This is a genomic window from Pseudomonas sp. DP-17, assembly GCF_022380625.1.
GTDB classification, from domain to species: Bacteria; Pseudomonadota; Gammaproteobacteria; order Pseudomonadales; family Pseudomonadaceae; genus Pseudomonas; species Pseudomonas nitroreducens_A.
This window is the reverse complement of the sequence record NZ_JAKSXG010000009.1, coordinates 17,874-40,844: the sequence shown is the minus strand read 5'-3', so window position 1 is coordinate 40,844 and position 22,971 is coordinate 17,874. Positions and strand designations below refer to the sequence as shown.

Annotated in this window: 24 protein-coding genes; 18 read left to right on the top strand and 6 right to left on the bottom strand. The window is 65.4% G+C overall.

The genetic code is table 11. From position 1 onward, the window contains the following. The first annotated feature begins 122 nt into the window (after nucleotides 1-122). The 7 genes from MJ122_RS14650 to siaD all read left to right on the top strand — a co-directional run bounded on the left by MJ122_RS14650 (nucleotide 123) and on the right by siaD (nucleotide 6,558). Nucleotides 123-965, top strand: coding sequence for a CheR family methyltransferase (locus MJ122_RS14650; protein WP_239744647.1), 843 nt, complete (start codon nucleotides 123-125; stop codon nucleotides 963-965). After that, the gene (gene cheD / locus MJ122_RS14645; protein ID WP_017517824.1) at nucleotides 965-1,558 is read left to right on the top strand and encodes a chemoreceptor glutamine deamidase CheD; all 594 of its coding nucleotides are present in this window, start codon (nucleotides 965-967) and stop codon (nucleotides 1,556-1,558) included. The genes MJ122_RS14650 and cheD overlap by 1 nt, the downstream gene beginning before the upstream one ends. Before the next feature lie 15 nt (nucleotides 1,559-1,573). After that, nucleotides 1,574-2,626 carry a chemotaxis response regulator protein-glutamate methylesterase gene (locus tag MJ122_RS14640; RefSeq protein ID WP_088420462.1) on the top strand — a complete coding sequence of 351 codons (1,053 nt, stop codon included), beginning with the start codon at nucleotides 1,574-1,576 and terminating at the stop codon, nucleotides 2,624-2,626. A gap of 190 nt (nucleotides 2,627-2,816) precedes the next feature. Beyond that, nucleotides 2,817-4,805, top strand: coding sequence for a biofilm regulation protein phosphatase SiaA (siaA, locus tag MJ122_RS14635; RefSeq protein WP_088420464.1), 1,989 nt, complete (start codon nucleotides 2,817-2,819; stop codon nucleotides 4,803-4,805). A 10-nt stretch (nucleotides 4,806-4,815) separates the two neighbouring features. Then, a complete protein-coding gene (siaB, locus tag MJ122_RS14630; protein ID WP_026078895.1) occupies nucleotides 4,816-5,358 on the top strand; it encodes a biofilm regulation protein kinase SiaB in 543 nt (180 codons plus the stop codon). 25 nt (nucleotides 5,359-5,383) lie between these two features. Further along, nucleotides 5,384-5,764, top strand: a complete 381-nt coding sequence (gene siaC, locus MJ122_RS14625) for a biofilm regulation phosphoprotein SiaC (protein WP_017517820.1) — start codon at nucleotides 5,384-5,386, stop codon at nucleotides 5,762-5,764. A gap of 5 nt (nucleotides 5,765-5,769) precedes the next feature. Then, on the top strand, nucleotides 5,770-6,558 hold the full coding sequence (siaD, locus tag MJ122_RS14620) for a biofilm regulation diguanylate cyclase SiaD (RefSeq protein ID WP_206780669.1): 789 nt from the start codon (nucleotides 5,770-5,772) through the stop codon (nucleotides 6,556-6,558). 55 nt (nucleotides 6,559-6,613) lie between these two features. Here siaD and MJ122_RS14615 read toward each other — a convergent pair whose 3' ends face one another. Further along, nucleotides 6,614-7,171: a hypothetical protein gene (locus tag MJ122_RS14615; protein WP_088420466.1), complete on the bottom strand. Its 558-nt coding sequence runs from the start codon at nucleotides 7,169-7,171 to the stop codon at nucleotides 6,614-6,616. Nucleotides 7,172-7,361: 190 nt separating this feature from the next. Between MJ122_RS14615 and MJ122_RS14610 the strand changes: the two genes are divergently transcribed. The 5 genes from MJ122_RS14610 to MJ122_RS14590 all read left to right on the top strand — a co-directional run bounded on the left by MJ122_RS14610 (nucleotide 7,362) and on the right by MJ122_RS14590 (nucleotide 11,318). After that, on the top strand, nucleotides 7,362-8,168 hold the full coding sequence (locus MJ122_RS14610; RefSeq protein WP_088420468.1) for an NYN domain-containing protein: 807 nt from the start codon (nucleotides 7,362-7,364) through the stop codon (nucleotides 8,166-8,168). 74 nt (nucleotides 8,169-8,242) lie between these two features. After that, entirely contained in the window at nucleotides 8,243-8,560 is a 318-nt protein-coding gene (locus MJ122_RS14605; RefSeq protein ID WP_239744646.1) for a DUF2845 domain-containing protein, read from the top strand. A gap of 105 nt (nucleotides 8,561-8,665) precedes the next feature. Next, nucleotides 8,666-9,091, top strand: coding sequence for a GNAT family N-acetyltransferase (locus MJ122_RS14600; protein WP_017517815.1), 426 nt, complete (start codon nucleotides 8,666-8,668; stop codon nucleotides 9,089-9,091). A 1,035-nt stretch (nucleotides 9,092-10,126) separates the two neighbouring features. After that, nucleotides 10,127-10,507: a BRO family protein gene (locus MJ122_RS14595; RefSeq protein ID WP_239744645.1), complete on the top strand. Its 381-nt coding sequence runs from the start codon at nucleotides 10,127-10,129 to the stop codon at nucleotides 10,505-10,507. A 283-nt stretch (nucleotides 10,508-10,790) separates the two neighbouring features. Continuing rightward, nucleotides 10,791-11,318, top strand: a complete 528-nt coding sequence (locus MJ122_RS14590) for a transposase (protein WP_239744644.1) — start codon at nucleotides 10,791-10,793, stop codon at nucleotides 11,316-11,318. Nucleotides 11,319-11,445: 127 nt separating this feature from the next. Here the strand turns inward: MJ122_RS14590 and MJ122_RS14585 are convergent, their stop codons facing one another. The 3 genes from MJ122_RS14585 to MJ122_RS14575 all read right to left on the bottom strand — a co-directional run bounded on the left by MJ122_RS14585 (nucleotide 11,446) and on the right by MJ122_RS14575 (nucleotide 14,777). Then, on the bottom strand, nucleotides 11,446-12,942 hold the full coding sequence (locus tag MJ122_RS14585) for a CoA-acylating methylmalonate-semialdehyde dehydrogenase (RefSeq protein ID WP_239744643.1): 1,497 nt from the start codon (nucleotides 12,940-12,942) through the stop codon (nucleotides 11,446-11,448). Nucleotides 12,943-13,118: 176 nt separating this feature from the next. Then, nucleotides 13,119-13,430, bottom strand: a complete 312-nt coding sequence (locus MJ122_RS14580; protein WP_054910633.1) for a cupin domain-containing protein — start codon at nucleotides 13,428-13,430, stop codon at nucleotides 13,119-13,121. Continuing rightward, nucleotides 13,431-14,777: an aspartate aminotransferase family protein gene (locus MJ122_RS14575; protein WP_239744642.1), complete on the bottom strand. Its 1,347-nt coding sequence runs from the start codon at nucleotides 14,775-14,777 to the stop codon at nucleotides 13,431-13,433. It abuts the gene before it with no gap. Nucleotides 14,778-14,930: 153 nt separating this feature from the next. On the opposite strand from MJ122_RS14575, the gene MJ122_RS14570 reads away from it, so the two are divergent. From MJ122_RS14570 to argE, 6 genes are all read left to right on the top strand, one after another. Next, entirely contained in the window at nucleotides 14,931-15,851 is a 921-nt protein-coding gene (locus MJ122_RS14570) for a LysR family transcriptional regulator (protein ID WP_239744641.1), read from the top strand. 162 nt (nucleotides 15,852-16,013) lie between these two features. Continuing rightward, nucleotides 16,014-16,703, top strand: a complete 690-nt coding sequence (locus MJ122_RS14565; protein WP_239744859.1) for an NYN domain-containing protein — start codon at nucleotides 16,014-16,016, stop codon at nucleotides 16,701-16,703. A gap of 233 nt (nucleotides 16,704-16,936) precedes the next feature. Beyond that, the gene (locus MJ122_RS14560) at nucleotides 16,937-18,265 is read left to right on the top strand and encodes an NAD(P)/FAD-dependent oxidoreductase (RefSeq protein ID WP_088420484.1); all 1,329 of its coding nucleotides are present in this window, start codon (nucleotides 16,937-16,939) and stop codon (nucleotides 18,263-18,265) included. Nucleotides 18,266-18,268: 3 nt separating this feature from the next. Then, entirely contained in the window at nucleotides 18,269-18,679 is a 411-nt protein-coding gene (locus tag MJ122_RS14555) for a RidA family protein (protein WP_015474916.1), read from the top strand. A gap of 99 nt (nucleotides 18,680-18,778) precedes the next feature. Next, complete coding sequence (locus MJ122_RS14550; protein WP_017517807.1) at nucleotides 18,779-19,453, top strand: DUF1028 domain-containing protein; 675 nt, start codon at nucleotides 18,779-18,781, stop codon at nucleotides 19,451-19,453. Between the two features lie 213 nt (nucleotides 19,454-19,666). Then, nucleotides 19,667-20,818 (top strand): acetylornithine deacetylase, encoded by a 1,152-nt coding sequence (argE, locus tag MJ122_RS14545; RefSeq protein ID WP_239744640.1) that lies wholly within the window; start codon nucleotides 19,667-19,669, stop codon nucleotides 20,816-20,818. Nucleotides 20,819-20,987: 169 nt separating this feature from the next. Here argE and MJ122_RS14540 read toward each other — a convergent pair whose 3' ends face one another. Continuing rightward, the gene (locus tag MJ122_RS14540) at nucleotides 20,988-21,632 is read right to left on the bottom strand and encodes an HAD family hydrolase (RefSeq protein WP_239744639.1); all 645 of its coding nucleotides are present in this window, start codon (nucleotides 21,630-21,632) and stop codon (nucleotides 20,988-20,990) included. An 85-nt stretch (nucleotides 21,633-21,717) separates the two neighbouring features. Next, nucleotides 21,718-22,857, bottom strand: a complete 1,140-nt coding sequence (locus MJ122_RS14535; RefSeq protein WP_239744638.1) for a hypothetical protein — start codon at nucleotides 22,855-22,857, stop codon at nucleotides 21,718-21,720. Nucleotides 22,858-22,971 lie beyond the last annotated feature (114 nt).

Sequence of the window (22,971 nt, the reverse complement as noted above, 5' to 3'; positions counted from 1 at the left end):
CGCCGAACGACAAATGCCCCTCTCCCTAACCCTCTCCCTGAAGGGAGAGGGCGGGGGAGAGGGCAACGCCCAGCACCGGACCATCCCGTCCCACCGAAATCCGCTACCACCGAGACCCACCAATGCCCATCCACCTGCCCGCCCCCGAGCACGAATTCCACTACACCCGCCGGGACTTCCAGCAGGTGCGCGAGCGCTTGTACCAGCATGCCGGCATCAGCCTCTCGGAGAACAAGCAGCAGCTGGTCTACAGCCGCCTGTCGCGGCGCCTGCGCAGCCTGCGGCTGGGCAGCTTCGCCGAGTACTTCGCCTACCTGGAAAGCCACGAGGAAGAGTGGCAGCAGTTCGTCAACGCACTGACCACCAACCTCACCGCCTTCTTCCGCGAGAAGCACCACTTCGACCATCTCGGCCGCTTCGCCGCCGAGCAGGTGCAGGACCATCAGCCGCTGCGCTTCTGGTCCACCGCCTCGAGCACCGGCGAGGAGCCCTACTCCATGGCCATGACCCTGGTGGACGCGCTCGGCAGCTTCGCCCCGCCCGTGGAGCTGATCGCCTCCGACATCGACACCGGCGTGCTCGGCCAGGCGCGCCAGGGCATCTACCCGCTGGAGCGCATCGAGGCCCTGAGCCCTGCGCAGAAGAGGCGCTTCTTCCTCCGTGGCACCGGCGGCAATACCGGCAAGGCGCGGGTGGTGCGCGAGCTTCGGCAGATGATCGACTACCGGCAGATCAACCTGCTCGACCGCGACTGGGGCATCCCCGGCGGGCTGGACGCGATCTTCTGCCGCAACGTGATGATCTATTTCGACAAGCCGACCCAGACCCGCCTGCTCGAGCGCATGGTGCGCCTGCTGCGGCCCGGCGGGCTGTTCTTCGCCGGGCATTCGGAAAACTTCGTCCACGCCGGCCACCTGGTGCGTTCGGTGGGGCGTACGACCTACCAGGCGGTGGAGAGCCACTGATGGGCGCAGCCCTGGACCAACCCAACCGCTACTACGATCCACGCTTCGGCATGGAGGCCGTGAAGCTGCTGCCCGGCGAGTGCTACGTCACCGCCGAGCCGCTGATGCTGGTCACGGTGCTCGGCTCCTGCGTGTCCGTCTGCCTGCGCGACCGCAGCAGCGGGCTGGGCGGCATGAACCACTTCATGCTGCCCGGCGACACGGGGGTGCAGGGTCTGCTGTCCAACTCCGGGCGCTACGGCGTGCACGCCATGGACCTGCTGATCAACGGCCTGATGCGTCGCGGCGGCCAGCGCCGGCACTTCGAGGCCAAGGTATTCGGCGGCGGCTCGGTGCTGAAGAACCTCAGCGCCGACGTCGGCCAGCGCAACGTCGAGTTCGTCCTGCATTACCTGGAGAGCGAAGGCATCCCGCTGGCCGCCCAGGACCTGCTCGACGTCTACCCGCGCAAGGTCTATTTCTTCCCCGCCAGCGGCCGCGTGCTGGTGCGCAAGCTGCGCACCCTGGCCAACGACACGGTACTGCAGCGCGAGCGGCAGTACTGCCAGCAACTGTCCCGTCGGGAGCGCGGCGGGAGTATCGACCTGTTCTGAACGGAGGGATGCCCGATGGCCGTCAAGGTCCTGATCGTCGACGACTCGGCGCTGATTCGCAGCCTGCTCAAGGACATCATCCACAACGACCCGGAGCTGCAGCTGGTGGGCGCCGCGCCCGACGCCTTCGTCGCCCGCGACCTGATCAAGCAGCACGCGCCGGACGTCATCACGCTGGATGTGGAAATGCCGCGCATGGACGGCCTGACCTTCCTCGACAAGCTGATGAAGGGCCGGCCCACCCCGGTGCTGATGATCTCCTCGCTCACCGAGAAGGGCTCCGAGGCCACGCTGCGCGCTCTGGAGCTGGGCGCGATCGACTTCATCGCCAAGCCGCGACTGGGCATCGCCGAAGGCATGCAGGCCTACGCCGAGGACATCTGCGCCAAGCTCAAGGCCGCCGCCCGCGCGCGCTTGCCTCGCGCACGCCCCACGGCAACCGCCGCCAGCGAAACCAGCGGCGGACCGCTGCTGAGCACCGAGAAGATCTTCGCCATCGGCGCCTCCACCGGCGGCACCGAGGCGATCAAGGAAGTGCTGCTGGGCCTGCCTCCGGATTGCCCGGGCACCGTCGTCACCCTGCACATGCCGCCGGGCTTCACCAAGTCCTACGCTGAAAGATTGGACCGTCAGACACGCCTGTCAGTACGCGAAGCCCGCGACGGCGACCGCATCCTCCCCGGCCACGTACTGCTCGCCCCCGGCGACTATCACATGGAAGTGCAGCGCAGCGGCGCCAACTACGTGGTCCGCCTGCACCGCGAGGCGGCGGTGAACGGCCACCGGCCGGCAGTGGACGTGATGTTCAACTCCCTCGCCCGCTGCGCCGGACGCAATCTCATCGCCGCCTTGCTCACCGGTATGGGCAAGGACGGCGCGCGCGGCCTGCAGGCGATCCGCCAGGCCGGTGGCCACACCGTCGCCCAGGACGAAGCCACCTGCGTGGTCTACGGCATGCCCCGCGAAGCAGTGGAACTGGGCGCGGCGAAGGAAGTCCTGCCGCTGGAGCGCATAGCAGGCTCTCTCCTACAGCAGGCGCGCCAAAGCGGAAGTGGGAACCGCGTCTAGTTCTGCAGGAATCGTCCTCCTGGGCTGAGCACCATTTCCCACAGGGTCTAGACTCCGGCCAATCGAGTGGCGCCAATAATATGGCGATTCGATAGCAATTTGGTTTGATTGTGCCCGTATACAAAATGCACAATTGAGCTTTCGCCAAAAGACCGGCACACGGCGGGCGGCACGGGGAATCGAGATAGCCATGGCGGCAAGATGGGGGTTGCGCGGCAAATCGGTGGTGGCACTGCTCATCGCCTGTCTCCTGGCGCTGGTACCGGCAGTCCTGCTGGGCTGGAAGGCCATGGAAGACATCCGCACGCATTTCGGCCTCGCCTTCGCGAGGAACTTCACGCTGCTCAATCAGCAGAAGATCATCGCACCGGTGATCCGCGAACTGGCGCTGTCGCGGCGCCTGGCCGAGTCCGTGGTGACCCAGGACTGGCTGCTGGCCGAGAACGATCCGGCGCGCCGCTCGCTGTTCTTCCGCGAAGCCGAAGGTTTCCGCGCCGACCAGCACAACTACTCCTACTTCGTGGTGGTCGACTCCTCGCGCCATTACTACTTCAACGACTCCAGCTCGCCACTCTCCAATTCGCCGCGCTATACCCTGAGCCGGGATGATCCGAAGGATTCCTGGTACTTCGACACCCTCGCGCGCGACGAGCTGTACAACATCAACGTCGACTACAACGAGAAGCTCAAGGTCACCAAGGTCTGGTTCAACATGGTGGTGCGCGCCGGCAACGAGAAGGTCGGGCTGGCCGGCGGTGGCCTCGACCTCACCGAGTTCCTCGACCAGTTCATCTCGCGCCGCGAGGCCGGGGTGACGCCGATGATCGTCGACCCCGAGGGCGCCATCCAGGCGCACCCGGACACCCGCCTGATCGCCTTCAACTCCGGCTCCAGCGGCCAGGCCAAGCACCACGTGTACGACCTGCTGGCCAATGACCAGGAACGTACCGCGCTGCGCCAGACCCTGCGCCAGGCGGAGGTCAACCCCGGCGAAGTGGAAAGCATGTGGGCGACTCTCGATGGCAAGGAGCAGCTGATCGCCACCGCCTACATCCCGCAGCTGCGCTGGCACGTGCTCAGCGCCATCGACCTGCATGCCGCGCAGGTGCTCGACAGTCGCTGGATCTGGCCGCTGGTGGGCACCCTCGCCGGGCTGCTGGCGATCCTGCTGATCGGCTTCGCCTACACCGTCGACCTGCTGGTGCTGCGCCCGCTGCGCGGCCTCAAGCAATCGGCCAAGGCGATTGCCGCCGGGCAATACGACAGCCCGCTGCCGCGCACCCGCCCGGACGAGATCGGCGAACTCTCCAGCGCCTTCGCCAGCATGGCCGACCAGGTCCGCCGGCACACCGAGGAACTGGAAGACAAGGTCCAGCAGCGCACCCAGGCGCTGGAAGCGGCCAACCGCGAGATGGCCGCGGCGCAGAAGAAGATCGGCGACTCCATCGACTACGCCAGCCTGATCCAGCGCGCCATCCTTCCCGACCGCCAGTTGCAGGCGTCCCTGGGCGAGCACCATTTCGTCCTGTGGAAACCGCGCGACGTGGTCGGCGGCGACTTCTACATCTACCGCGAAGGCCCGCTGGACAGCCTGATCGGCGTGGTGGACTGCGCCGGCCACGGCGTACCCGGCGCGCTGATGACCATGCTCGCCCTGGCCGCCATCGACCACGCCATCGACAGCGTGAAGAGCCACGACCCGGCCGCCATCCTGCGCGAAACCGACCACGTGATGCGCGGCATGCTCGGCCAGGAAGAGTTCACCCACTCGCTGGCCACCAACATGGACGCGGGCCTGGTGCGCGTCGACCACCAGCGCAAGCGGCTTCACTTCTCAGGGGCGAAGATTTCCCTGTTCGCCTGCGACGGCAGCGACGTGCGCGAATACAAAGGCGCGCGCCGCGCCATCGGCGACAAGCGCCAGGGCGACTATCAGGACGTGGAAATCCCGATGGAAGCCGGCTGGACCTATTACCTGTGCACCGACGGCTTCCTCGACCAGGCCGGCGGCGAGCACGGCTTCGGCTTCGGCAACAGCCGCTTCGCCGACCTGCTGCGCAACCACGCGCGCCGACCGCTGGCCGAGCAGGCCGACGTGTTCGCCGCTACCCTCGCCCACTACCAGGGTGAGCAGCCGCAGCGCGACGACATCACCATTCTCTCTTTCCGCTTCGACTAGGGGTTAATCCATGGAATCGCTAGATCTGTTGGCCATGCGCGAGAGCTTTACCCGGCAACGCATATTGCTCTGCTTCAACGGGCCCATCTCGCGCAGCCTGATCGAGGAGATCGGCCACGCGCTGCGCAACTACATGCAGGCCGAGCAGGCGCATCCCAGCGAAGCAATGGACGTGTTCGCGGTCTACATCGAGATGACCCAGAACATCCGCCACTACGCCACCCAGCGCGGCTACAACGAGCAGGAAGCCTCGGCCACCGTGGCGATCGCCCGCAACGACGAAGGCCACTACGTGGTCTCCGCCGGCAACCTGGTGGAACTGGCCGACGGCCAGGGGCTGGTGCGCAGTATCGAAGCCATCGCCGGGTTCGACAAGGCCCAGCTCAAGGCTGCCTACAAGGAACAGCTGCGTCGCCCGCGCGACGCCGAAGCCTCCACCGGCGCGGGTCTTGGCCTGCTGGATATTGCCCGCAAGTCCAGCGCGCCGCTCAAGACCTCCCTCACCGAACAACCCGACGGCCGCGCCTTCTTCAGCCTGCGCGCCGTGATCTGAACCGCGAAATTCAGGAAGACCCGACATGAGCGATCTCAACGTCACCGGAACCCAGTCCACCCCACAGATCCACGGCGATTGGCAGGCCGGCATCCTCGCAATGCAAGGCGACTCCTACCCGGAGAACTCCTATGAGCTGTTCGGCCAGGTCATCGAGTGGGTCGAACGCTTCCTCACGCAGGAACAGCGGCCGCTGGAACTCGACCTGCGCCTTCTGTACCTCAACACCAGCTCGATCAAGGCCATGATGGACATCTTCGACCTGCTCGAAGAAGCCCACTGCCAGGGCCGCAGCACCCGCGTGGCGTGGCACTATGACCGGCGCAATGAACGCGTCGCCGAACTGGCCGAGGAATTCCGCGAGGACTGTACCTTCCCGTTCGTCATCCAAGCCTACGACGAGTAAGTGCCATGACTAGCGAGCGCGAGCTGGACCTGCTGATCGAAGAACTGCTGGCCGACCCCCAGTACCAAGGGCACCCCCTGCGCGAGGCCCTGTACCAGAAGCACCAGCAATCCCTCGACCAGCTCGCGCGCCTGGAACGCATCGCAAGGATTTCCGACGGCTTCCAGTCCATGGCCCGGCAGCAGAACAGCACGCTGTCCGAGCGCTACCACAAGCAGCTGCGGCAGCTGGAAAAGGTCGCGCGCATCTCCGACCGCTACCAGGACATGATGCGCGACCTGAACATCGCACTGAAGGAAGCCTCGACCCACGACACCCTCACCGGCATCGCCAACCGCCGCCTGCTGATGGAGCGTCTGCGCGAAGAAAGCGAGCGCGCCCAGCGCCACGGCGATCCGTACGTACTGGCCATGCTCGACGTCGACCGTTTCAAGCAGGTCAACGACACCTGGGGCCACGAAGTCGGCGACCGCGTGCTGGTGGAAATCGGCCGCGCCATGGAAGCCGCCCTGCGCCAGTACGACCTCTGCGGCCGCTGGGGCGGCGAGGAATTCCTGCTGATCCTCCCCGACACCCGCCTGGCCGATTCCGCCGTCATCATCGAGCGCGTGCGCAACGACATCCGCTGCCTGGCCGTGCGTGTAGGTACTGACGCCCTGTCCGTTACCGCCAGCTTCGGCGTCGCCGAACACCAGCCGGGCGAGAGCTACTCCCAGACCCTGAGCCGCGCCGACGCCGCCCTGCTGGACGCCAAGCGCAGCGGGCGCGACAAATGCGAGTTCGCCTCCGCGTAACGGCGGCACCCGGAAAAATGCCCGGCCAAGGCCGGGCTCTTCCTGCAGCGCGAGATCAGTTCTGCAGCGACACCTGACCGGCACCCAGCTTCAGGCCACCCAGGCGTTGCAGCAGGGTGTTGATGTTGGCGCGGGCCGAGCCTTCGTTGGCCAGGCGCAGACGGGTCACGCCGTAGAACGCATCACCCACGCCAGCGGTGAAGGGCTCCTTGACGGTTTCCTGCCAGACCACGCGGCCACCGGCGTTTTCCACCAGGCTGTACTCGACGGTCGAGGTCACGGTGAAGTTGAAGCCGAAGACCGGCTGGTCGAGGCTGACCAGCTTGGTGCGCAGCGAATACGCCGCCTTGTCGCCCTGGCCGAGCAGCCCGGCCTTGCCCAGGGATTGCTCCAGTGCAGCGCGGAAGTCGGCGCCGTCGATCTGCGAGGTCCACATCGGGTTGGTCTTCTTGCCGCCCTCGACGTCGGCGACCTGGAGATTGTTGCGCAGCGCGGCATCGTAGCCCTGGGTATGCGCCTGCTGGTCATTGACCTGCATGTTCTCGACCTTCGCCGAAGAGGCGCAGCCGGTCAGCAGGATCGCGAAAAGGGAAACGCAGAGAAAGCGAAGCATGGTCATTCCTTCGATGGCAGATGGGACGCCCAGGCAGTTCGCGATCGAATGATGGCGCCACGTTCCTCCCTGAACGGGGGCGGAGGATATGCCTGCTCCGATGATGGCGCAATGACTCCATTGGTGCATCCGGGTTGTCGCGCCCGGCATCGCGCACTAAGGTCGTCTGAACCCCAGCAAAGGATGCAGCATGGCCAACAAGTCCCCCGCCACTCGCCAGCAGACCCACCTCGCCGTGCTGATCGACGCCGACAACGCCCCTGCCGCCATCGTCGAGGGCCTGTTCGAGGAGATCGCCAAATACGGCGTCGCCAGCGTCAAGCGCATCTACGGCGACTGGACCAAGCCCAACCTGGGCAAGTGGAAGCAGGTGCTGCTCGACCACTCCATACAACCCATGCAGCAGTTCGCCTACACCAGCGGCAAGAACGCCACTGACAGCGCGTTGATCATCGACGCCATGGATCTGCTCTACACCCGCCGCTTCGACGGTTTCTGCCTGGTCTCCAGCGACAGCGACTTCACCCGCCTCGCCGCGCGCCTGCGCGAAGAGGGCCTGACCGTCTATGGCTTCGGCGAAGAGAAGACGCCCAAGCCCTTCGTCTCCGCCTGCGACAAGTTCATCTACACCGAGATCCTGCGCGCTGCGCCCGAGGCACCTGTCGAGCCGATCATTGTGGCCGACAAGAGTGCCGCCCCGAGCGCCAACGACACGCCCAAGCCTGCCGCCAAGCCCAAGTCGCAGAAGGTCCCGCTGGACTTCATCGCCAAGGTGCTCGACGACCTCGACGGCGACGATGACGACTGGGTGCAGCTGGGCGCCCTCGGCCAGAACATCAGCAAGCTGCAGCCCGCGTTCGATCCGCGCCTGTATGGTTTCAAGAAGCTCAGCGACCTGATCAAGGGCCACCCCAAGCGCTTCGAACTGCAGGCGCGGGGCGGCAGCGGCAATGGTGGCAAGGACCTGTACGTGCGCAATGTGGGCCCCGTGCGCTGACATTGCATCAGCGCAATGAAACGGCTGATTCCCGGGCATTAGACTGGGCAGCGAACCCGCACCGGAACCGACCCATGCGCCCCTGGCTGACTACAGCACTCCTCCTCACCCTGGCCGCCGGAACCGCCCAGGCCGGCACGCTGCGTTGCGGCACCAGCCTGATCAACGAAGGCGACCCGATGGACGAAGTGCTCGCCAAATGCGGGCAACCGGACAAGCGCGTGGTCACGCCTCCCACCCAACCGCGTCGCGGGCCCGACGGAAAGTTCGTCCCGGGACAGCCACAGCTGGAAACCTGGATGTATGGCCCCAGCAACGGCGCCTATCGCTACCTGTTCTTCCGTGACACGCAGCTCCAGCTGATCAACACCACGCGCAAGGAACTGCTCTGAGCTTCCCGCGCAGTTCGTCCCAGCACGCCCGCCGCTACCAAAGGCGCCTACCCATCGCGCTGGCATCTCCCTAGACTGGTGCCCTTCGCCAATCCGGAGGGCACCATGCAAACCCCATTCGAATTCACCCTCGGCATCGACCCGCAGGCGCGCGACATCGTGGTCAAGGGCCTGCTCGCCTACAACCTCGGGCAGATGGGCCGCAGCAACACCTATGACGACTTCGAACTCTACGCGCGTAACGCAGAGGGTGAAGTGGTCGGCGGCATGTTCGGCCAGTCCGGCATGGGCTGGCTGTACATCGACTACCTCTGGCTGCAGGACGACCAGCGCGGCAGCGGCCTGGGCAGCCAGCTCATCGCCCTGGCCGAAGACGAAGCCCGTCGCCGCGGCTGCGTCGGCCTGTTCCTCTACACCTACAGCTTCCAGGCCCCCGGCTTCTACGAGAAGCAGGGCTTCGAACGCATGGGCGTCCTTGAAGACTGCCCGCCGGGGCATCAGCGGATCTACCTGAAGAAACATTTGGGCTGATTGCAACTCCGCTTTTTGTAGGAGCGAGGGGGACGCCTAGCCCTTGCTCGCGAATCCGCCCCACGCAGTCCTCGCCGGATCAATCAGAGTCCGCGCCGACAAGATCAAAGGCCCCTCTCCCTAACCCTCTCCCTGAAGGGAGAGGGGACCGTCCGGAACAGGATGAAACCTCAGCGTCAGCCGGCACGGTCGGCTCCCTCTCCTAGGGGAGAGTGCTGGGGTGAGGGGACGGCGCTGGCACGGCCCCATCGGCAGAAAACCATTGTCGGCGGATAACCCGTTCCGGGTTATTCGCCCTACGTCCCTGGCTCCGGCTCTGGCTCCGGCCCCCGCTCTTGAAGACTTCCAGAGAAACATCCGCGCACGCCGAACGGCCCCGTTCAGGAGGCCCCGTTGAATTGGAGTTTCAGGGGTTGAGCGACATGGATGTCGCGAGAGCCGCGATGGGCCAGGGATGGCCCTTCGCGGCGGGCCCCTGAAACTTCGATTCAACGGGGGCATTTTTCGCCCCAAGCGAAAAACCGGATGTCCGGGGCAAGACCTTTTGGTTCCTTTTGGGGCGTATGCCAAAAGGGACTCGCCCGAGGGGGCGAAACCAGAAGTCCGCGCGCATGCCTAAGCGGCGCTGAACACCCAAACGAAACGCAGCCAGACCTGGGCCGCGCAGCCCGCTCCTACGAACAAGCACCGTGCCACAGCAGGTTCGCGACCAAGCTCGCTCCTACACGCACGCCGGAAACGGCTTCTTGTTGGGTATCTCTACCCTTCCTATCCTCGCCCCGTCACATCCGTGACCTGGGTTTGGCGACCCAGAGACGTCAGGCGCGATAGCGCCCACAGGTGCTTACGAAAACAGCGAATGTTTTTGTAGGCCCCCGCGCACCCTGCAGAAATTTCTGCAACGCTTATGGCGGATCGCGCGGGGAGACCTCCGGGTCTGCCGGGACCTGACGTCCGGTTCGCCAACCCCGCGCGGTCCGCCTCCTATGTTTGGCGACATGGGTGCGGCTCCTTTACTCGTTAGGAGTTCCACTTATGCACAGCACCTACACCCCAACCTTCTTCACCCGCCACAACCGCCCCCTGCGCGGCGTGATGATCGACAACCAACCCTGGTTCGCCGCCCGCGACATCGCCCGCCTCGTCGCCTACCGCTTCCCCCACAGCATCCAGCACCGCTTCTACCCCCACGAAGTCCGCACCGTCCGCCTCGCCTACAGCACCGGCAGCGACGAAGAAACCGTGATGCTCAGCGAAGCCGCCCTCTACAAGGCCCTGCTGCGCTTCGGCCACCCGAACTCGAATCCCTCGACCGCTGGCTCACCCAGGACGTCCTCCCCACCCTGCGCGACCAGCACTCCCCAGAATCCGACACACCCCGCCGCGTCCTCCTCACCTGGGACGCCCGCCGGCTGATGCTGCTGAACTGGCAAGGCGACCTGTGGATGCGCTGGGACGAAATCCCTCGGATGCTCAGCTACTCCTGAGCCGCAGCATGGGTATCGCTTCGCTCCACACCATCCTACAAAGGTTTCAGCCTCCTCCCGCAGAGCCGGAACGGACCTCGAACGTAGGATGGCGTGGAGCGCAGCGATACCGATCAACAAAGCTTCAGCCGGCCCCGCAGAGCCAGAACGGGCCCCGAACGTAGGATGGCGTGGAGCGCAGCGATACCCATCAATAATTCCCAGGACATGTGATGACCGCTTACCGCCGCGACAGAACTGATGGCGCCACCTGGTTCTTCACCCTTGCTTTAGCGGACCGTCGCTCCTGCCTGCTCGTGGAACACATCGACCTGCTCCGCGCAGCTTTTCGCTACACACAACAGCGTCACCCCTGGCGAATCGACGCCATCGTTATCCTGCCCGACCACCTGCACACCATCTGTACCCTGCCGGCCGACGACGCCAATTACGCTCTGCGCTGGCGGCTGATCAAGACCGAATTCTCACGTGCGCTCCCCAGAACGGAAGTCGTCTCCAACAGCCGTCAGACAAAGGGCGAACGTGGCATCTGGCAACGCCGTTACTGGGAGCACCGGATTCGCGATGACGTCGATCTCGCACGGCACGTGGACTACATCCACTTCAATCCGTGCAAGCACGGCCACGTTTTGCGCGTAGTGGATTGGAGATGGTCTTCGTTTCATCGCTACGTGCGCGAAGGGCTGCTGGCGAAGGACTGGGGCGGCGGCTCGATGGGGGAGATCGACGCAGGGGAATGATGGGTATCGCTGCGCTCCACGCCATCCTACGAATACGCTCCCGGGGGGCTGGAGTATTGGGCAATTGCGTCTGAAAACAAAAAAGGCCGGTCACTTGGACCGGCCTTTCCTTACCGCTTACTCGCCATCAACCATTGCTGGGGAAGGCGAACTGCGCCGCTTCGTGCGACTTGCGCTGCGGCCAGCGCTGGGTGATGGCCTTGCGCTTGGTGTAGAAGCGCACGCCATCCGGGCCGTAGGCGTGCAGGTCGCCGAACAGCGAACGCTTCCAGCCGCCGAAGCTGTGGTAGGCCACCGGTACCGGCAGCGGCACGTTGACACCGACCATGCCGACTTCGATCTCGTCGCAGAACAGGCGGGCGGCCTCACCGTCGCGGGTGAAGATGCAGGTGCCGTTGCCGTATTCGTGGTCGTTGATCAGTTGCATGGCTTCTTCCAGGCTGTTCACGCGCACGATGCACAGCACCGGGCCGAAGATTTCTTCCTGGTAGATGGTCATGTCCGGGGTCACCTTGTCGAACAGGGTGCCGCCTACGAAGAAGCCGTTCTCGTGACCGGCGACCTTGTAGTTGCGGCCGTCGACCAGCAGCTGGGCGCCCTGCTCGACGCCGGCGTCGATGTAGCCGGTGACTTTCTGCTGGGCAGCGCCGGTGACCAGCGGGCCCATGTCCAGGCCGCAGGAGGTGCCGGCGCCGATCTTCAGGGCCTTGATCTGCGGAACGATCTTCTCGACCAGCGCGTCGCCGATCTGGTCGCCCACGCAAACGGCGACAGAGATGGCCATGCAGCGCTCGCCGCAGGAGCCGTAGGCCGCCCCCATCAGGGCGCTGACGGCGTTGTCCAGGTCACAGTCGGGCATCAGCACGGCGTGGTTCTTGGCGCCGCCCAGGGCCTGCACGCGCTTGCCGCGCTTGGTGCCTTCGGAATAGATGTACTCGGCGATCGGGGTCGAACCGACGAAGCTCAGGGCTTTGACTTCCGGGGCCTCGATCAGCGCGTCCACGGCGGTCTTGTCGCCGTGCACGACGTTCAGCACGCCCTTGGGCAGGCCGGCTTCTTCGAAGAGTTCGGCGATCAGCAGGGTGGAGCTCGGGTCACGCTCGGACGGCTTCAGCACGAAGGTGTTGCCGCAGGCGATGGCCAGCGGGTACATCCACAGCGGCACCATGGCCGGGAAGTTGAACGGGGTGATGCCGGCGACCACGCCGATCGGCTGGAAGTCACTCCAGGCATCGATGTTCGGGCCGACGTTGCGGCTGTATTCGCCCTTGAGGATTTCCGGGGCGGCGCTGGCGTACTCGACGTTCTCGATGCCGCGCTTGAGTTCACCGGCGGCGTCTTCCAGGGTCTTGCCGTGTTCTTCGCTGATCAGCTGGCTGATGCGCGCTTCGTTGGCTTCGAGCAGTTGCTTGAAGCGGAACAGCACCTGGGCACGCTTGGCCGGCGGGGTGTTGCGCCAGGCCGGGAAGGCGGCCTTGGCGGCGTCGATGGCCTGCTGCACGGTTTCGCGGCTGGCCAGCGGGACCTTGCGGATGGCCTCGCCGGTGGACGGGTTGAAGACGTCGGCGGTGCGGCCGGTGTCGGCGATCATCTCGCCGCCGATCAGGTGCTTGACGGTGGTCATGGGAAGTCTCTTCTCGCTGAAAGTGTGGGGCGGGGTTCTTTCAAGAGCCCCTCTCCCTTGCCCTCTCCCTGAAGGGAGAGGGGATTTGTACGGTGCCCGGGTCGGGCGTCGAGGCTCGCCGGGAAGGTCACTCTACGGTGCCATCCGCCGGCATGCCTTCTCGCGTGCCCGCGCGCTCAGTGGCTGTGCGGGTGGTCGTCGCTCTTGAGCTCGATCTCGATGAAGGCCACTTCGTGATCGCAAGGGTTGATCACGTTGTGCTCGGTACCGATCTGGCGGGTGTAGCTCGCGCCCAGGACCAGCGGCGCACGGCGCTCCCCCTCGGGGGTTTCCAGCAGCAGTTCGCCGTTGGTCACCGGGACCACGACGTACTCCATGCCGTGGCGGTGCCAGCCGGTCTCGGCACCGGGGGCGAAGCGCCACTCGGTGACCAGGACCTTGTCGTTGTCGATCTGTACCGTCGGGACGGCCTTCGGACGCTCGCTCACTTACGCCACCCCGTTGAGGGCGTCGCCCACGGCGCTGAACAGGCGGTCCAGGTCCTCGGGCTTGGCGTTGAAGGTCGGGCCGAACTGCAGGGTGTCGCCGCCGAAGCGCACGTAGAAGCCTTCTTTCCACAGCTTCATGCTGGCCTCGAACGGACGCACGATGGCGTCGCCGTCACGGGCGCCGATCTGGATGGCGCCGGCCAGGCCGCAGTTGCGGATGTCGACGACGTTCTTCGCGCCCTTCAGGCCGTGCAGGGCCTTCTCGAAGTGCGGAGCCAGTTCCAGGGACTGCTGGATCAGGTTCTCTTTCTCCAGCAGGTCCAGGGCGGCGATACCGGCGGCGCAGGCGACCGGGTGCGCGGAGTAGGTGTAGCCATGGCCGAACTCGACGGCGTATTCCGGCAGGTTCTGGCCCATGAAGGTGTCGTAGATTTCGCTGCTGGCGATCACCGCGCCCATGGGGATGGCGCCGTTGGTGACCTGCTTGGCGACGTTCATGATGTCCGGCTTCACGCCGAAGAACTCGGCGCCGGTGGCCTTGCCCATGCGGCCGAAGGCGGTGATCACTTCGTCGAAGATCAGCAGGATGTTGTGCTGGTCGCAGATTTCGCGCAGGCGCTGCAGGTAGCCCTTCGGCGGTACCAGCACGCCGGCGGAACCGGACATCGGCTCGACGATGACGGCGGCGATGTTGGAAGCGTCATGCAGCTCGATCAGTTTCAGCAGTTCGTTGGCCAGCTCGACGCCGCCAGTCTCGGCCATGCCCCTGGTGAAGGCCATGCCCGGCTGCAGGGTGTGCGGCAGGTGGTCGACGTCCATCAGCTGGCCGAACATCTTGCGGTTGCCGCCGATGCCGCCCAGGGCGGTGCCGGCGACGTTCACCCCGTGGTAACCGCGGGCGCGGCCGATCAGCTTGGTCTTCTGCGCCTGGCCTTTCAGGCGCCAGTAGGCGCGGGCCATCTTGATCGAGGTGTCGGCGCACTCGGAGCCCGAGCCGGTGAAGAACACGTGGTCGAGGCCGGCCGGGGTCAGCTGGGTGATCTTCTCGGCCAGCTTGAAGGACAGCGGGTGGCCGTACTGGAAGGCCGGGGAGTAGTCGAGGGTGGTCAGCTGCCTGGCCACCGCGTCGGCGATTTCCTTGCGCGAGTGACCGGCACCGCAGGTCCACAGGCCCGACAGGCTGTCGTAGATCTTGCGGCCCTTGTCGTCCGTCAGCCAGCTGCCTTCGGCGGCCACGATGATGCGCGGGTCCTTGTGGAAGTTGCGGTTGGCGCTGAAGGGCATCCAGTGGGCCTTCAGGTTCAGTTCGCTGGCCACCGACGGGGTGACGTTCACTTGCTGGTTCATGCAGCTTGTCCTCGAAGACAGTCTTGTTGGGCGCGCAGGCCGCATCGTTCTAAGGGGCGATGGGAGCTGCTCTTGTGGACTAAGAGTGGGCCTGACTAAACGTGAGTTAAAGCTTATTCTTCTTACGTTCAGTTTCGGATTGGTAAAACTAAAATGGCGAAACCCCGCGCACCTTCCCTGGGCCAGGTCAGCGACTTCGAGATCCGCCTGCTGCGCATCTTCAAAACCATAGTCGAGTGCGGCAGCTTCTCGGCCGCCGAGAGCACGCTGGGCATCAGCCGCTCGGCGATCAGCCTGCACATGGGCGACCTGGAAAAGCGCCTGGGGATGCGCCTGTGTCAGCGCGGCAGGGCGGGCTTTGCGCTGACCGACGAGGGCCGCGAGGTATACCGCGCGACCCAGTCGCTGCTGGCGGCGCTGGAGGGTTTCCGCGCCGAGGTCAACGAGCTGCACCAGCACCTGCGCGGCGAGCTGAACATCGGCATCATCAACAACCTGGTGACCCTGCCGCAGATGCGCATCACCCACGCCCTGCGCGCGCTGAAGGCCAGCGGGCCGGGCGTGCGGATCAACATCGGGATGACCACGCCCAACGAGATCGAGCTGGGAGTTCTCGACGGACGGTTGCATGTCGGGGTGGTGCCGCTCATCAGCCCGCTGTCGGGACTGGAGTATTCCGCCCTTTATGAAGAACGCTCGCTGCTGTTCTGCAGCCAGGAGCACCCGTTGTTCGAGCGCGACGATACAAGCATCACGGTGGAGGAGATCCACGCCTGCGACGCCGTGGAGCCCAGCTACCGCATCCCCGCCGAAGCCCAGGAGCGCCACCAGGAACTGCGCGGCAGCGCCAACGCCTCCGACCGCGAGGGCATGGCCTTCCTGATCCTCACCGGCAGCTACATCGGCTACCTGCCCGACCACTACGCCGCCGACTGGGTCGCCCAGGGCCGCCTGCGCGCGCTGCGGCCGGAGCGCTTCCACTACGACATCCCGCTGACCGTGGTGACCCGCAAGGGCCGCCGGCCGAACCTGGTGCTGGAGCGGTTCATCGAGGCGGTGGCGGAGAGTCGCTGACCCGACGATTTTGTCGACCCCGTCCGATTGACAGCCACGCCATCGTTTCCCTAGCATCTTCTTTACGACTCAACCTCGTACGCAGCGATTCAGTTCGCTGGCCGTTGGGGTGAAGAAACCGGCCAAATGGCCGGTTTTTTCGTTTCTAGGGATTGGAAAGTCGTGCGCACCGCCTTTTTCGTCGATGGTTACAACCTTTTCTACGGTCTCCTGGCTGGCACACCCTTCAAATGGCTCGATCTTCCGGCCCTGCTTCAGCATGTACTGCAAGTGCAGCAGCCAGAGTCCCAAACGACCTCCATCAGCTACTTCACGGCCGGCGTAAAGCCGAATCTCGCCTCACGCGGCATTCTGTCCAAGCAGGCCCAGGACACCTACATAAGAGCCCTCAAGGCGCGAGGCGTAGATGTCTATTTCGGTCGGCATCGCCTGGAACCTGGACGAGCTCCCCGCTTCGTGGACAAACGCACGCCGGCCTCCAGAGCAGATCAAGTCGATATCTGGCAATTGGAGGAGAAGGAGACCGATGTCCACCTCGCCATCAGCATGTATCGACTGGCCACAAAGCAGACCCACGCTCCAGCGGGAGAACGTATTGACCAGATTGTGCTGGTTTCGGCGGATACCGATATGGCGCCAGCGCTCAGGGCTCTGCGTGAAGACTTCCCGGAACTGTGGATCGGCGTGATCCTGCCCCACCGCGAGGGCATAAGGCGCGAACCACCAGGCTCTTTGCTGGAGTGCGCCCATTGGACCCGGCGCTTGATCACTCTCGAAGAATTGCGCATTTACCAATTTCCTCCGCGCGTTCCAACCCGCAAGAAGCCTGCCTGCAAGCCCGAGTACTGGTAACGCACGGCGAAAACGCCTTCTGCCTATCCAATTTGTCGCCCCAGCCACCAAAAATCCTATACCCCCTCCCCTGCAGCCCGCGGGCCGCGGGGTTTGCGTGGGTGCAGCTTTTCCCTAGCCTGCGACTACAAAAAACATAATTTCGCTATTCCCAGCCTCTGAACAGAATGCGGCCAACAGCTCACCGCAGCCGCAACAAGAACAAACGTGATCAGAGTCTGAGGAAGCAAGCCATGACCGACCTGAATCCAGGCGCCTTCGGCAAGAAGTCGCTTGATAACCTGGAAATCGACACGCTGGTCGTTGGCGCCGGACAAGCCGGCGTCGCCATGAGCGAGCACCTGACCCAGCAGGGCGTGCCGCACATCGTGCTGGAAAAGAGCCGCATCGCCGAAGCCTGGCGCACCGGGCGCTGGGACTCCCTGGTCGCCAACGGCCCGGCCTGGCATGACCGCTTCCCGAACATGGAATTCCCGGTCGGCCCGGACGACTTCCCGCACAAGGAGCAGGTCGCCGACTACTTCGTCGCCTACGCCAAGCAGTTCAACGCGCCGATCCGCACCGGCGTGGAAGTGAAGAAGGTCACCCGCAACGAAGGCCGCCCCGGCTTCAGCGTGGAAACTTCCGAGGGCACCCTTCAGGCCCTGCGCATCGTCTCCGCCACCGGCCCGTTCCAGCGCCCGGTGATCCCGGCCATCGCACCGAAGAACGAGGGTCTCTACCAGATCCATTCGGCCAAGTACTTCAACCCGCAGCAGCTGCCCGAGGGCGCCGTGCTGGTGATCGGTGCCGGCTCCTCCGGCGTGCAGATCGCCGACGAGCTGAACCGCGCCGGCAAGAAGACCTACCTCTCCGTGGGCGCCCATGACCGTCCGCCGCGCTCCTATCGCAACCGCGACTTCGTCTGGTGGCTGGGCGTGCTCGGCCTGTGGGACGCCGAGGAAGTGCAGCCGGGCCGCGAGCACGTGACCATCGCCGTCAGTGGCGCCCGCGGCGGCGAGACCATCGACTTCCGCCGCCTGGCCAACGAGGGCATCACCCTGACCGGCCTGACCAGGTCCTTCGCTGACGGCAAGGTGGACTTCCAGGACGACCTGGTGGCCAACCTGAAGGCCGGTGACGACAACTACCTCGGCCTGCTGGATGCCGCAGACGCCTACATCGAGCGCAACGGCCTGGACCTGCCGCTGGAGCCGGAAGCGCGCAAGGTCTACCCGGACGCCGAGTGCATCCGCAACCCGATCCTGCAGCTGGACCTGGCCGAGGCCGGCATCACCTCGATCATCTGGGCCACCGGCTACGCCGTGGACTTCAACTGGCTGCAGGTGGACGCCTTCGACGACAAGGGCAAGCCCAAGCATCAGCGCGGTGTTTCCCGCGAGCCGGGCGTGTACTTCGTCGGCCTGCCATGGCTGTCGCGCCGTGGTTCTTCGTTCATCTGGGGCGTGTGGCACGACGCCAAGCACGTGGCCGGCCACATCGCCACCCAACGCCGTTATGTCGAATACCGGGACGCTTCGCAGCGCGAAGCCTCCGTTCAGAAAGCCGCTTCCTGGGAGTAAGAGATGCCTACCCACACTCGCATCCGCATGTTCAACACCAAGGACACCTACCCGAACCAGACCCTGGACAACGACCTCTGCCAGGCCGTGCGCGCCGGCAACACCGTGTACGTACGCGGCCAGGTCGGCACCGACTTCGAGGGCAACCTGGTCGGGCTGGGTGACCCGCGTGCCCAGGCCGAGCAGGCGATGAAGAACGTCAAGCAACTGCTGGAAGAAGCCGGCAGCGACCTGTCGCACATCGTCAAGACCACCACCTACCTGATCGACCCGCGCTACCGCGAGCCGGTGTACCAGGAAGTGGGCAAGTGGCTGAAGGGCGTGTTCCCGATCTCCACCGGCCTGGTGGTCTCGGCCCTCGGCCAGCCGCAGTGGTTGATGGAGATCGACGTCATCGCGGTCATTCCGGACTGATTGATGACCTGAAAATCGATGCGGCGACGCGGGATTTCCTGCCTCGCCGCTTCGTCGTTTGTGCAGGTTTGCGCTGATAGAACAAGCAAAGGAGCCACCATGACCTTCTCCATCGTCGGCCGCTGCGCCGAAACCGGCCAGCTGGGTATCGCCATCAGCTCCTCGAGCATCGCCGTGGGCGCCCGCTGCCCCTGGGTACGCGCCGGCGTCGGCGCGGTGGCCACGCAGAACATCACCCTGCCGGCCCTCGGCCCGCAGATCCTCGACCGGCTCGAAGCCGGCCTGGAGCCGGGCGCGGCGCTGGACCAGGCGCTCTCCAGCAACGGCTACAGCCAGTACCGCCAGGTGACGGTGATCGACCAGCACGGCAAGGTCGCGCTGTTCACCGGCAGCGAGGCGCTGGGCGTACACAACGCCGTTGCCGGGGAGAACTGCGTGGCGGCAGGCAATCTGCTGTCTTCCACTGCGGTGATCGAGGCCATGACCCAGGCCTTCGAAAGCGCCAACGGCTGCCTGGCCGAGCGCCTGCTGGCGGCGATGCAGGCGGCGATGGCCGCCGGTGGCGAAGCGGGCCCGGTGCATTCGGCCGCGCTGAAGGTGGTCGGCGACCTGGTCTGGCCGATTGTCGACCTGCGCGTGGACTGGGCGGACGAAGCGCCCATCGATGAGCTGGAGAAGCTCTGGGTGGCCTACAAGCCGCAACTGGAGGACTACCTCGTGCGCGCACTCGACCCGACCAAGGCACCGAGCTACGGTGTGCCAGGCGACGAGTGACGCCATGCCTGACCTGCGAGAGCCCCCTCTCCCTAACCCTGGCTGCGCGCCCCGCTCCGAAGGGAGAGGGAACCATTCGTCGCAGGATGAAACCATGCTGTCAGCCGGCACGGACAGCCCCCTCTCCCTTCAGGGAGAGGGCTGGGGAGAGGGTATTCACCCAAACACCGAAACCGCGCATTGACAATGAAAGCCCCAATGCAGGACCCAACCATGCCCACCAGCCGTGAAATCCTCGCCGACCTGATCGCCTTCGACACCGTCAGCCGCAACTCAAACCTGGCGCTGATCCACTACATCCGCGACTACCTCGCAGGCTTTGGCATTGCCTGCGAACTGTTCCACGATGCCGAAGGCGGCAAGGCCAACCTCTACGCCACGCTGGGCCCGCAGGATCGCGGCGGCGTGTGCCTGTCCGGCCACACCGACGTGGTGCCGACCGATGGCCAGCCGTGGACGGTCCCGCCGTTCGAACTGACCGAGCGCGACGGCCGCCTCTACGGGCGCGGCACCGCGGACATGAAGGGCTACATCGCCTGCGTACTGGCGGCGGTACCGGCGTTTCTCGCCCAGCCACTGCGCCTGCCGGTGCATCTGGCATTTTCCTACGACGAGGAAGTCGGCTGCCTCGGCGTGCGCTCACTGCTCGCCGCGCTGGAGCACCGCGAGCACAAGCCGATGCTGTGCATCATCGGCGAGCCCACCGAACTCAAGCCTGTGCTCGGCCACAAGGGCAAGCTCGCCATGCGCTGCCAGGTGCACGGCGCGCCGTGTCACTCGGCCTACGCGCCACAGGGGGTGAACGCCATCGAATACGCGGCGAAGCTGATCGGTCGCCTCGGCGAGATCGGCACCCGCCTGGCCGCTCCAGAGCGCCATGACCCGCGCTTCGACCCGCCCTATTCCACCGTGCAGACCGGCGTGATCAGCGGCGGCCGCGCGCTGAACATCGTTCCTGCCGAGTGCCAGTTCGACTTCGAGGTACGTGCGCTGCCCAGCGACGACCCGCAACAGGTCGCCGATGACCTGCGCGCCTTCGCCGAGGCCGAGCTGTTGCCGAAGATGCGTGCCGTAAAGGCAGAGACGGAGATCCGCTTCAGCGAAATTTCCGCCTACCCGGCGCTGGTGACCGACCAGCAGGCCCAGGCCGCCGAGCTGATCGCACTGCTCAGCGGCTCACGCGACTTCACCACCGTTGCCTACGGCACCGAGGGCGGGCTGTTCCACCAGGCCGGCATCCCCACCGTGGTCTGCGGCCCGGGCAGCATGGACCAGGGCCACAAGCCGGACGAATTCGTCAGCCTGGAGCAATTGGCCAAGTGCGATGAAATGATGGGCCGGCTGGCAGAGTGGTTGCGCAGCTGAGTCAGCGCGCGATGCATCGGTTAGCGTCGGAGCGGACTTTGTCCGCGATGTGCCACCGGCCTGCTCCGAGCGCCCGGAAATCGATCGCGGATGAATCCGCTCCAACAAAGGCCGTCAGCGCGGACCTGTAGGAACGAGCTTGCTCGCGAACAGCCCGGCCACGTAGCTATCAGGCAAAGGCCGCGCGCAGCTCGTCCAGGCTGGCGAAGTAATGTGCCGGGCTTTCCGCCATCAGTTCCTCGTGGCTGCCGAAGCCATAGCCGACGCCGGCGGCGGACAGCCCGTTGCGGTGCGCGCCGATCAGGTCGTGCTTGCGGTCGCCGATCATCAGGGTCTGCTCGAGGTCCAGTTGCTCGATGCCCAGCAGGTGCCCGATCAGCTCGACCTTGTTGGTGCGCGTGCCATCCAGCTCGCTGCCGTAGATCACCTTGAAGTGCCGGGCGAAGTCGAAGTGCCGGGCAATCTCGGCGGCAAATACCGTCGGCTTGCTGGTGCAGATGTACAGCGTGCGACCCTGGCTGCCGAGCAGGTCCAGCAGCTCGGCGACGCCGTCGAACACCTTGTTCTCGTATAGCCCGGTGTCCTTGAAGCGCACGCGGTAGTGGTTCACCGCTTCCCAGGCTCGCGCCTCGTCGAAGTCGTAGGTGCTCATGAAGCACTGCAGCAGCGGCGGGCCGATGAAGTGTTCCAGCTGGCGCATGTCGGGCTCGTCGATGCCCAGTTGGGCGAGCGCATACTGGATGGAGCGGGTGATGCCCTCGCGCGGGTCGGTGAGGGTGCCGTCGAGGTCGAAGAGGATGTTCTGGTAATGCATGAGGTCAGCGTCCGGCCGCGAAAGTCGGGCGGGAAGGATACTGCGCAAGGCCGCCTGCGCGAAGCGCGGATCGCCGAACGACACCTCAGGGCGCCGAGCCCCGGCCCTGCCTGAGCACCCGGAAGCCACCGCTGACGCTCACCGGCTCTGCCTCGCCGGCACCGTAGGCCTGGGCCGCGGAATCGTCCTCGGGCTCGTCCTGCGGCTGCGCCAGCCGACCGGTCAGGCTCTGCTGCACGCGTGCGCCGAGGTGATCGACGCCGGACATCACCCCGCCGTCCGGATCACGCATCAGCGCCAGCCACTGTTCGTCGAAGGCGGCGTTGATCTCCTTGCGCAACTGCGTTTCCACCTCCGGCCGCGCCTGATCGTTGCCGGCCATGCTGAATAGCGTGAAGGCCACCGAGATGACCGAGCCGGCGACCTTGCCCGCCGCTCCGGCCACGACGCCGACGATGCTGCGGTTGCGCAGTTCGTCGACCAGCTTGGCGCTGGTGCGCTGGGCCACCGGCGAGACGCCGCTGACCTTGGTGCCGGCGCCCGCCTTGCCCGAGGCGGTACGGATTTCCTGCATCAGGGCGGCGAAGGCCGGCAGCTTGCCGATGTCTTTGGCACGGGCCACATCGTACAGGGAGGCATCGCGGCTGGAGGGTGGGCCAAGGCGGATCGCCGGGATAGCCATCAGGTGCTCATCGAACGCCTTCTGCGGGATACCGCGACGCTGGGGAATTTCCTTCAGCGCCACGCTGAGCAATTCGACGTAACGCCGAGTGGCCTTCTCCATCACCGAGTCGGGGTCGACTTGTTTCGCGACGGGGACCAGTACCTGCTTGCGATATTGCTCCTGCAGGTAAGCGGCGAGTTTGTCGACGGTGGGGTCGAGGTCGCCGTGGGAGCCCATCTTGTACCAGGCGACCTTCATGCCCAGCCATTGCTGGGTCCAGTAGCTGGAGAACCAGGGAATGAATTTCTCGTCGGTGCGTTGGTAGACCAGGTCCATCCACTGCTGCATGGCTTCTTCAGCGTAAGCACGAGCCTGGGACGTCGCGGCGAGCGACGCGGCGCCGATGTCGGCGTCGACCTGGTGCCAGGTGGCTTCTGTGATCGGGGCAGCCGGTTGAGCGGGATGTTGGGCGCAACCGCCCAGCGCCAGCAAGAGCAGGACGATGACACCGCCACGCCGCCAGGGCGAAACGGTGGCGCTGGAAGAACACAGACTGTTCATGGCCGCTCGCCGGCTCGGCGGCGCCGGGATGGCAGGCCGCCCGCTGCTGAACCCGGCCGGGCACGCGCTGGCGTCCGGTCACCTCAGGTCAGTATAGGGCCCGGGGTTTCGCAC

What these genes read in the sequence shown, in the direction of transcription:
- MJ122_RS14605 (WP_239744646.1), top strand. Translation starts at nt 8,243, where the DNA reads ATGCGCCCCTGGCTGACTACAGCACTCCTCCTCACCCTGGCCGCCGGA.
- siaC (WP_017517820.1), top strand. Translation starts at nt 5,384, where the DNA reads ATGAGCGATCTCAACGTCACCGGAACCCAGTCCACCCCACAGATCCAC.
- cheD (WP_017517824.1), top strand. Translation starts at nt 965, where the DNA reads ATGGGCGCAGCCCTGGACCAACCCAACCGCTACTACGATCCACGCTTC.
- MJ122_RS14600 (WP_017517815.1), top strand. Translation starts at nt 8,666, where the DNA reads ATGCAAACCCCATTCGAATTCACCCTCGGCATCGACCCGCAGGCGCGC.
- MJ122_RS14615 (WP_088420466.1), bottom strand. Translation starts at nt 7,171, where the DNA reads ATGCTTCGCTTTCTCTGCGTTTCCCTTTTCGCGATCCTGCTGACCGGC.
- MJ122_RS14640 (WP_088420462.1), top strand. Translation starts at nt 1,574, where the DNA reads ATGGCCGTCAAGGTCCTGATCGTCGACGACTCGGCGCTGATTCGCAGC.
- MJ122_RS14555 (WP_015474916.1), top strand. Translation starts at nt 18,269, where the DNA reads ATGCCTACCCACACTCGCATCCGCATGTTCAACACCAAGGACACCTAC.
- siaA (WP_088420464.1), top strand. Translation starts at nt 2,817, where the DNA reads ATGGCGGCAAGATGGGGGTTGCGCGGCAAATCGGTGGTGGCACTGCTC.
- MJ122_RS14590 (WP_239744644.1), top strand. Translation starts at nt 10,791, where the DNA reads ATGACCGCTTACCGCCGCGACAGAACTGATGGCGCCACCTGGTTCTTC.
- argE (WP_239744640.1), top strand. Translation starts at nt 19,667, where the DNA reads ATGCCCACCAGCCGTGAAATCCTCGCCGACCTGATCGCCTTCGACACC.
- MJ122_RS14560 (WP_088420484.1), top strand. Translation starts at nt 16,937, where the DNA reads ATGACCGACCTGAATCCAGGCGCCTTCGGCAAGAAGTCGCTTGATAAC.
- MJ122_RS14650 (WP_239744647.1), top strand. Translation starts at nt 123, where the DNA reads ATGCCCATCCACCTGCCCGCCCCCGAGCACGAATTCCACTACACCCGC.
- MJ122_RS14585 (WP_239744643.1), bottom strand. Translation starts at nt 12,942, where the DNA reads ATGACCACCGTCAAGCACCTGATCGGCGGCGAGATGATCGCCGACACC.
- siaD (WP_206780669.1), top strand. Translation starts at nt 5,770, where the DNA reads ATGACTAGCGAGCGCGAGCTGGACCTGCTGATCGAAGAACTGCTGGCC.
- MJ122_RS14570 (WP_239744641.1), top strand. Translation starts at nt 14,931, where the DNA reads ATGGCGAAACCCCGCGCACCTTCCCTGGGCCAGGTCAGCGACTTCGAG.
- MJ122_RS14550 (WP_017517807.1), top strand. Translation starts at nt 18,779, where the DNA reads ATGACCTTCTCCATCGTCGGCCGCTGCGCCGAAACCGGCCAGCTGGGT.
- MJ122_RS14595 (WP_239744645.1), top strand. Translation starts at nt 10,127, where the DNA reads ATGCACAGCACCTACACCCCAACCTTCTTCACCCGCCACAACCGCCCC.
- MJ122_RS14535 (WP_239744638.1), bottom strand. Translation starts at nt 22,857, where the DNA reads ATGAACAGTCTGTGTTCTTCCAGCGCCACCGTTTCGCCCTGGCGGCGT.
- MJ122_RS14610 (WP_088420468.1), top strand. Translation starts at nt 7,362, where the DNA reads ATGGCCAACAAGTCCCCCGCCACTCGCCAGCAGACCCACCTCGCCGTG.
- MJ122_RS14540 (WP_239744639.1), bottom strand. Translation starts at nt 21,632, where the DNA reads ATGCATTACCAGAACATCCTCTTCGACCTCGACGGCACCCTCACCGAC.
- siaB (WP_026078895.1), top strand. Translation starts at nt 4,816, where the DNA reads ATGGAATCGCTAGATCTGTTGGCCATGCGCGAGAGCTTTACCCGGCAA.
- MJ122_RS14575 (WP_239744642.1), bottom strand. Translation starts at nt 14,777, where the DNA reads ATGAACCAGCAAGTGAACGTCACCCCGTCGGTGGCCAGCGAACTGAAC.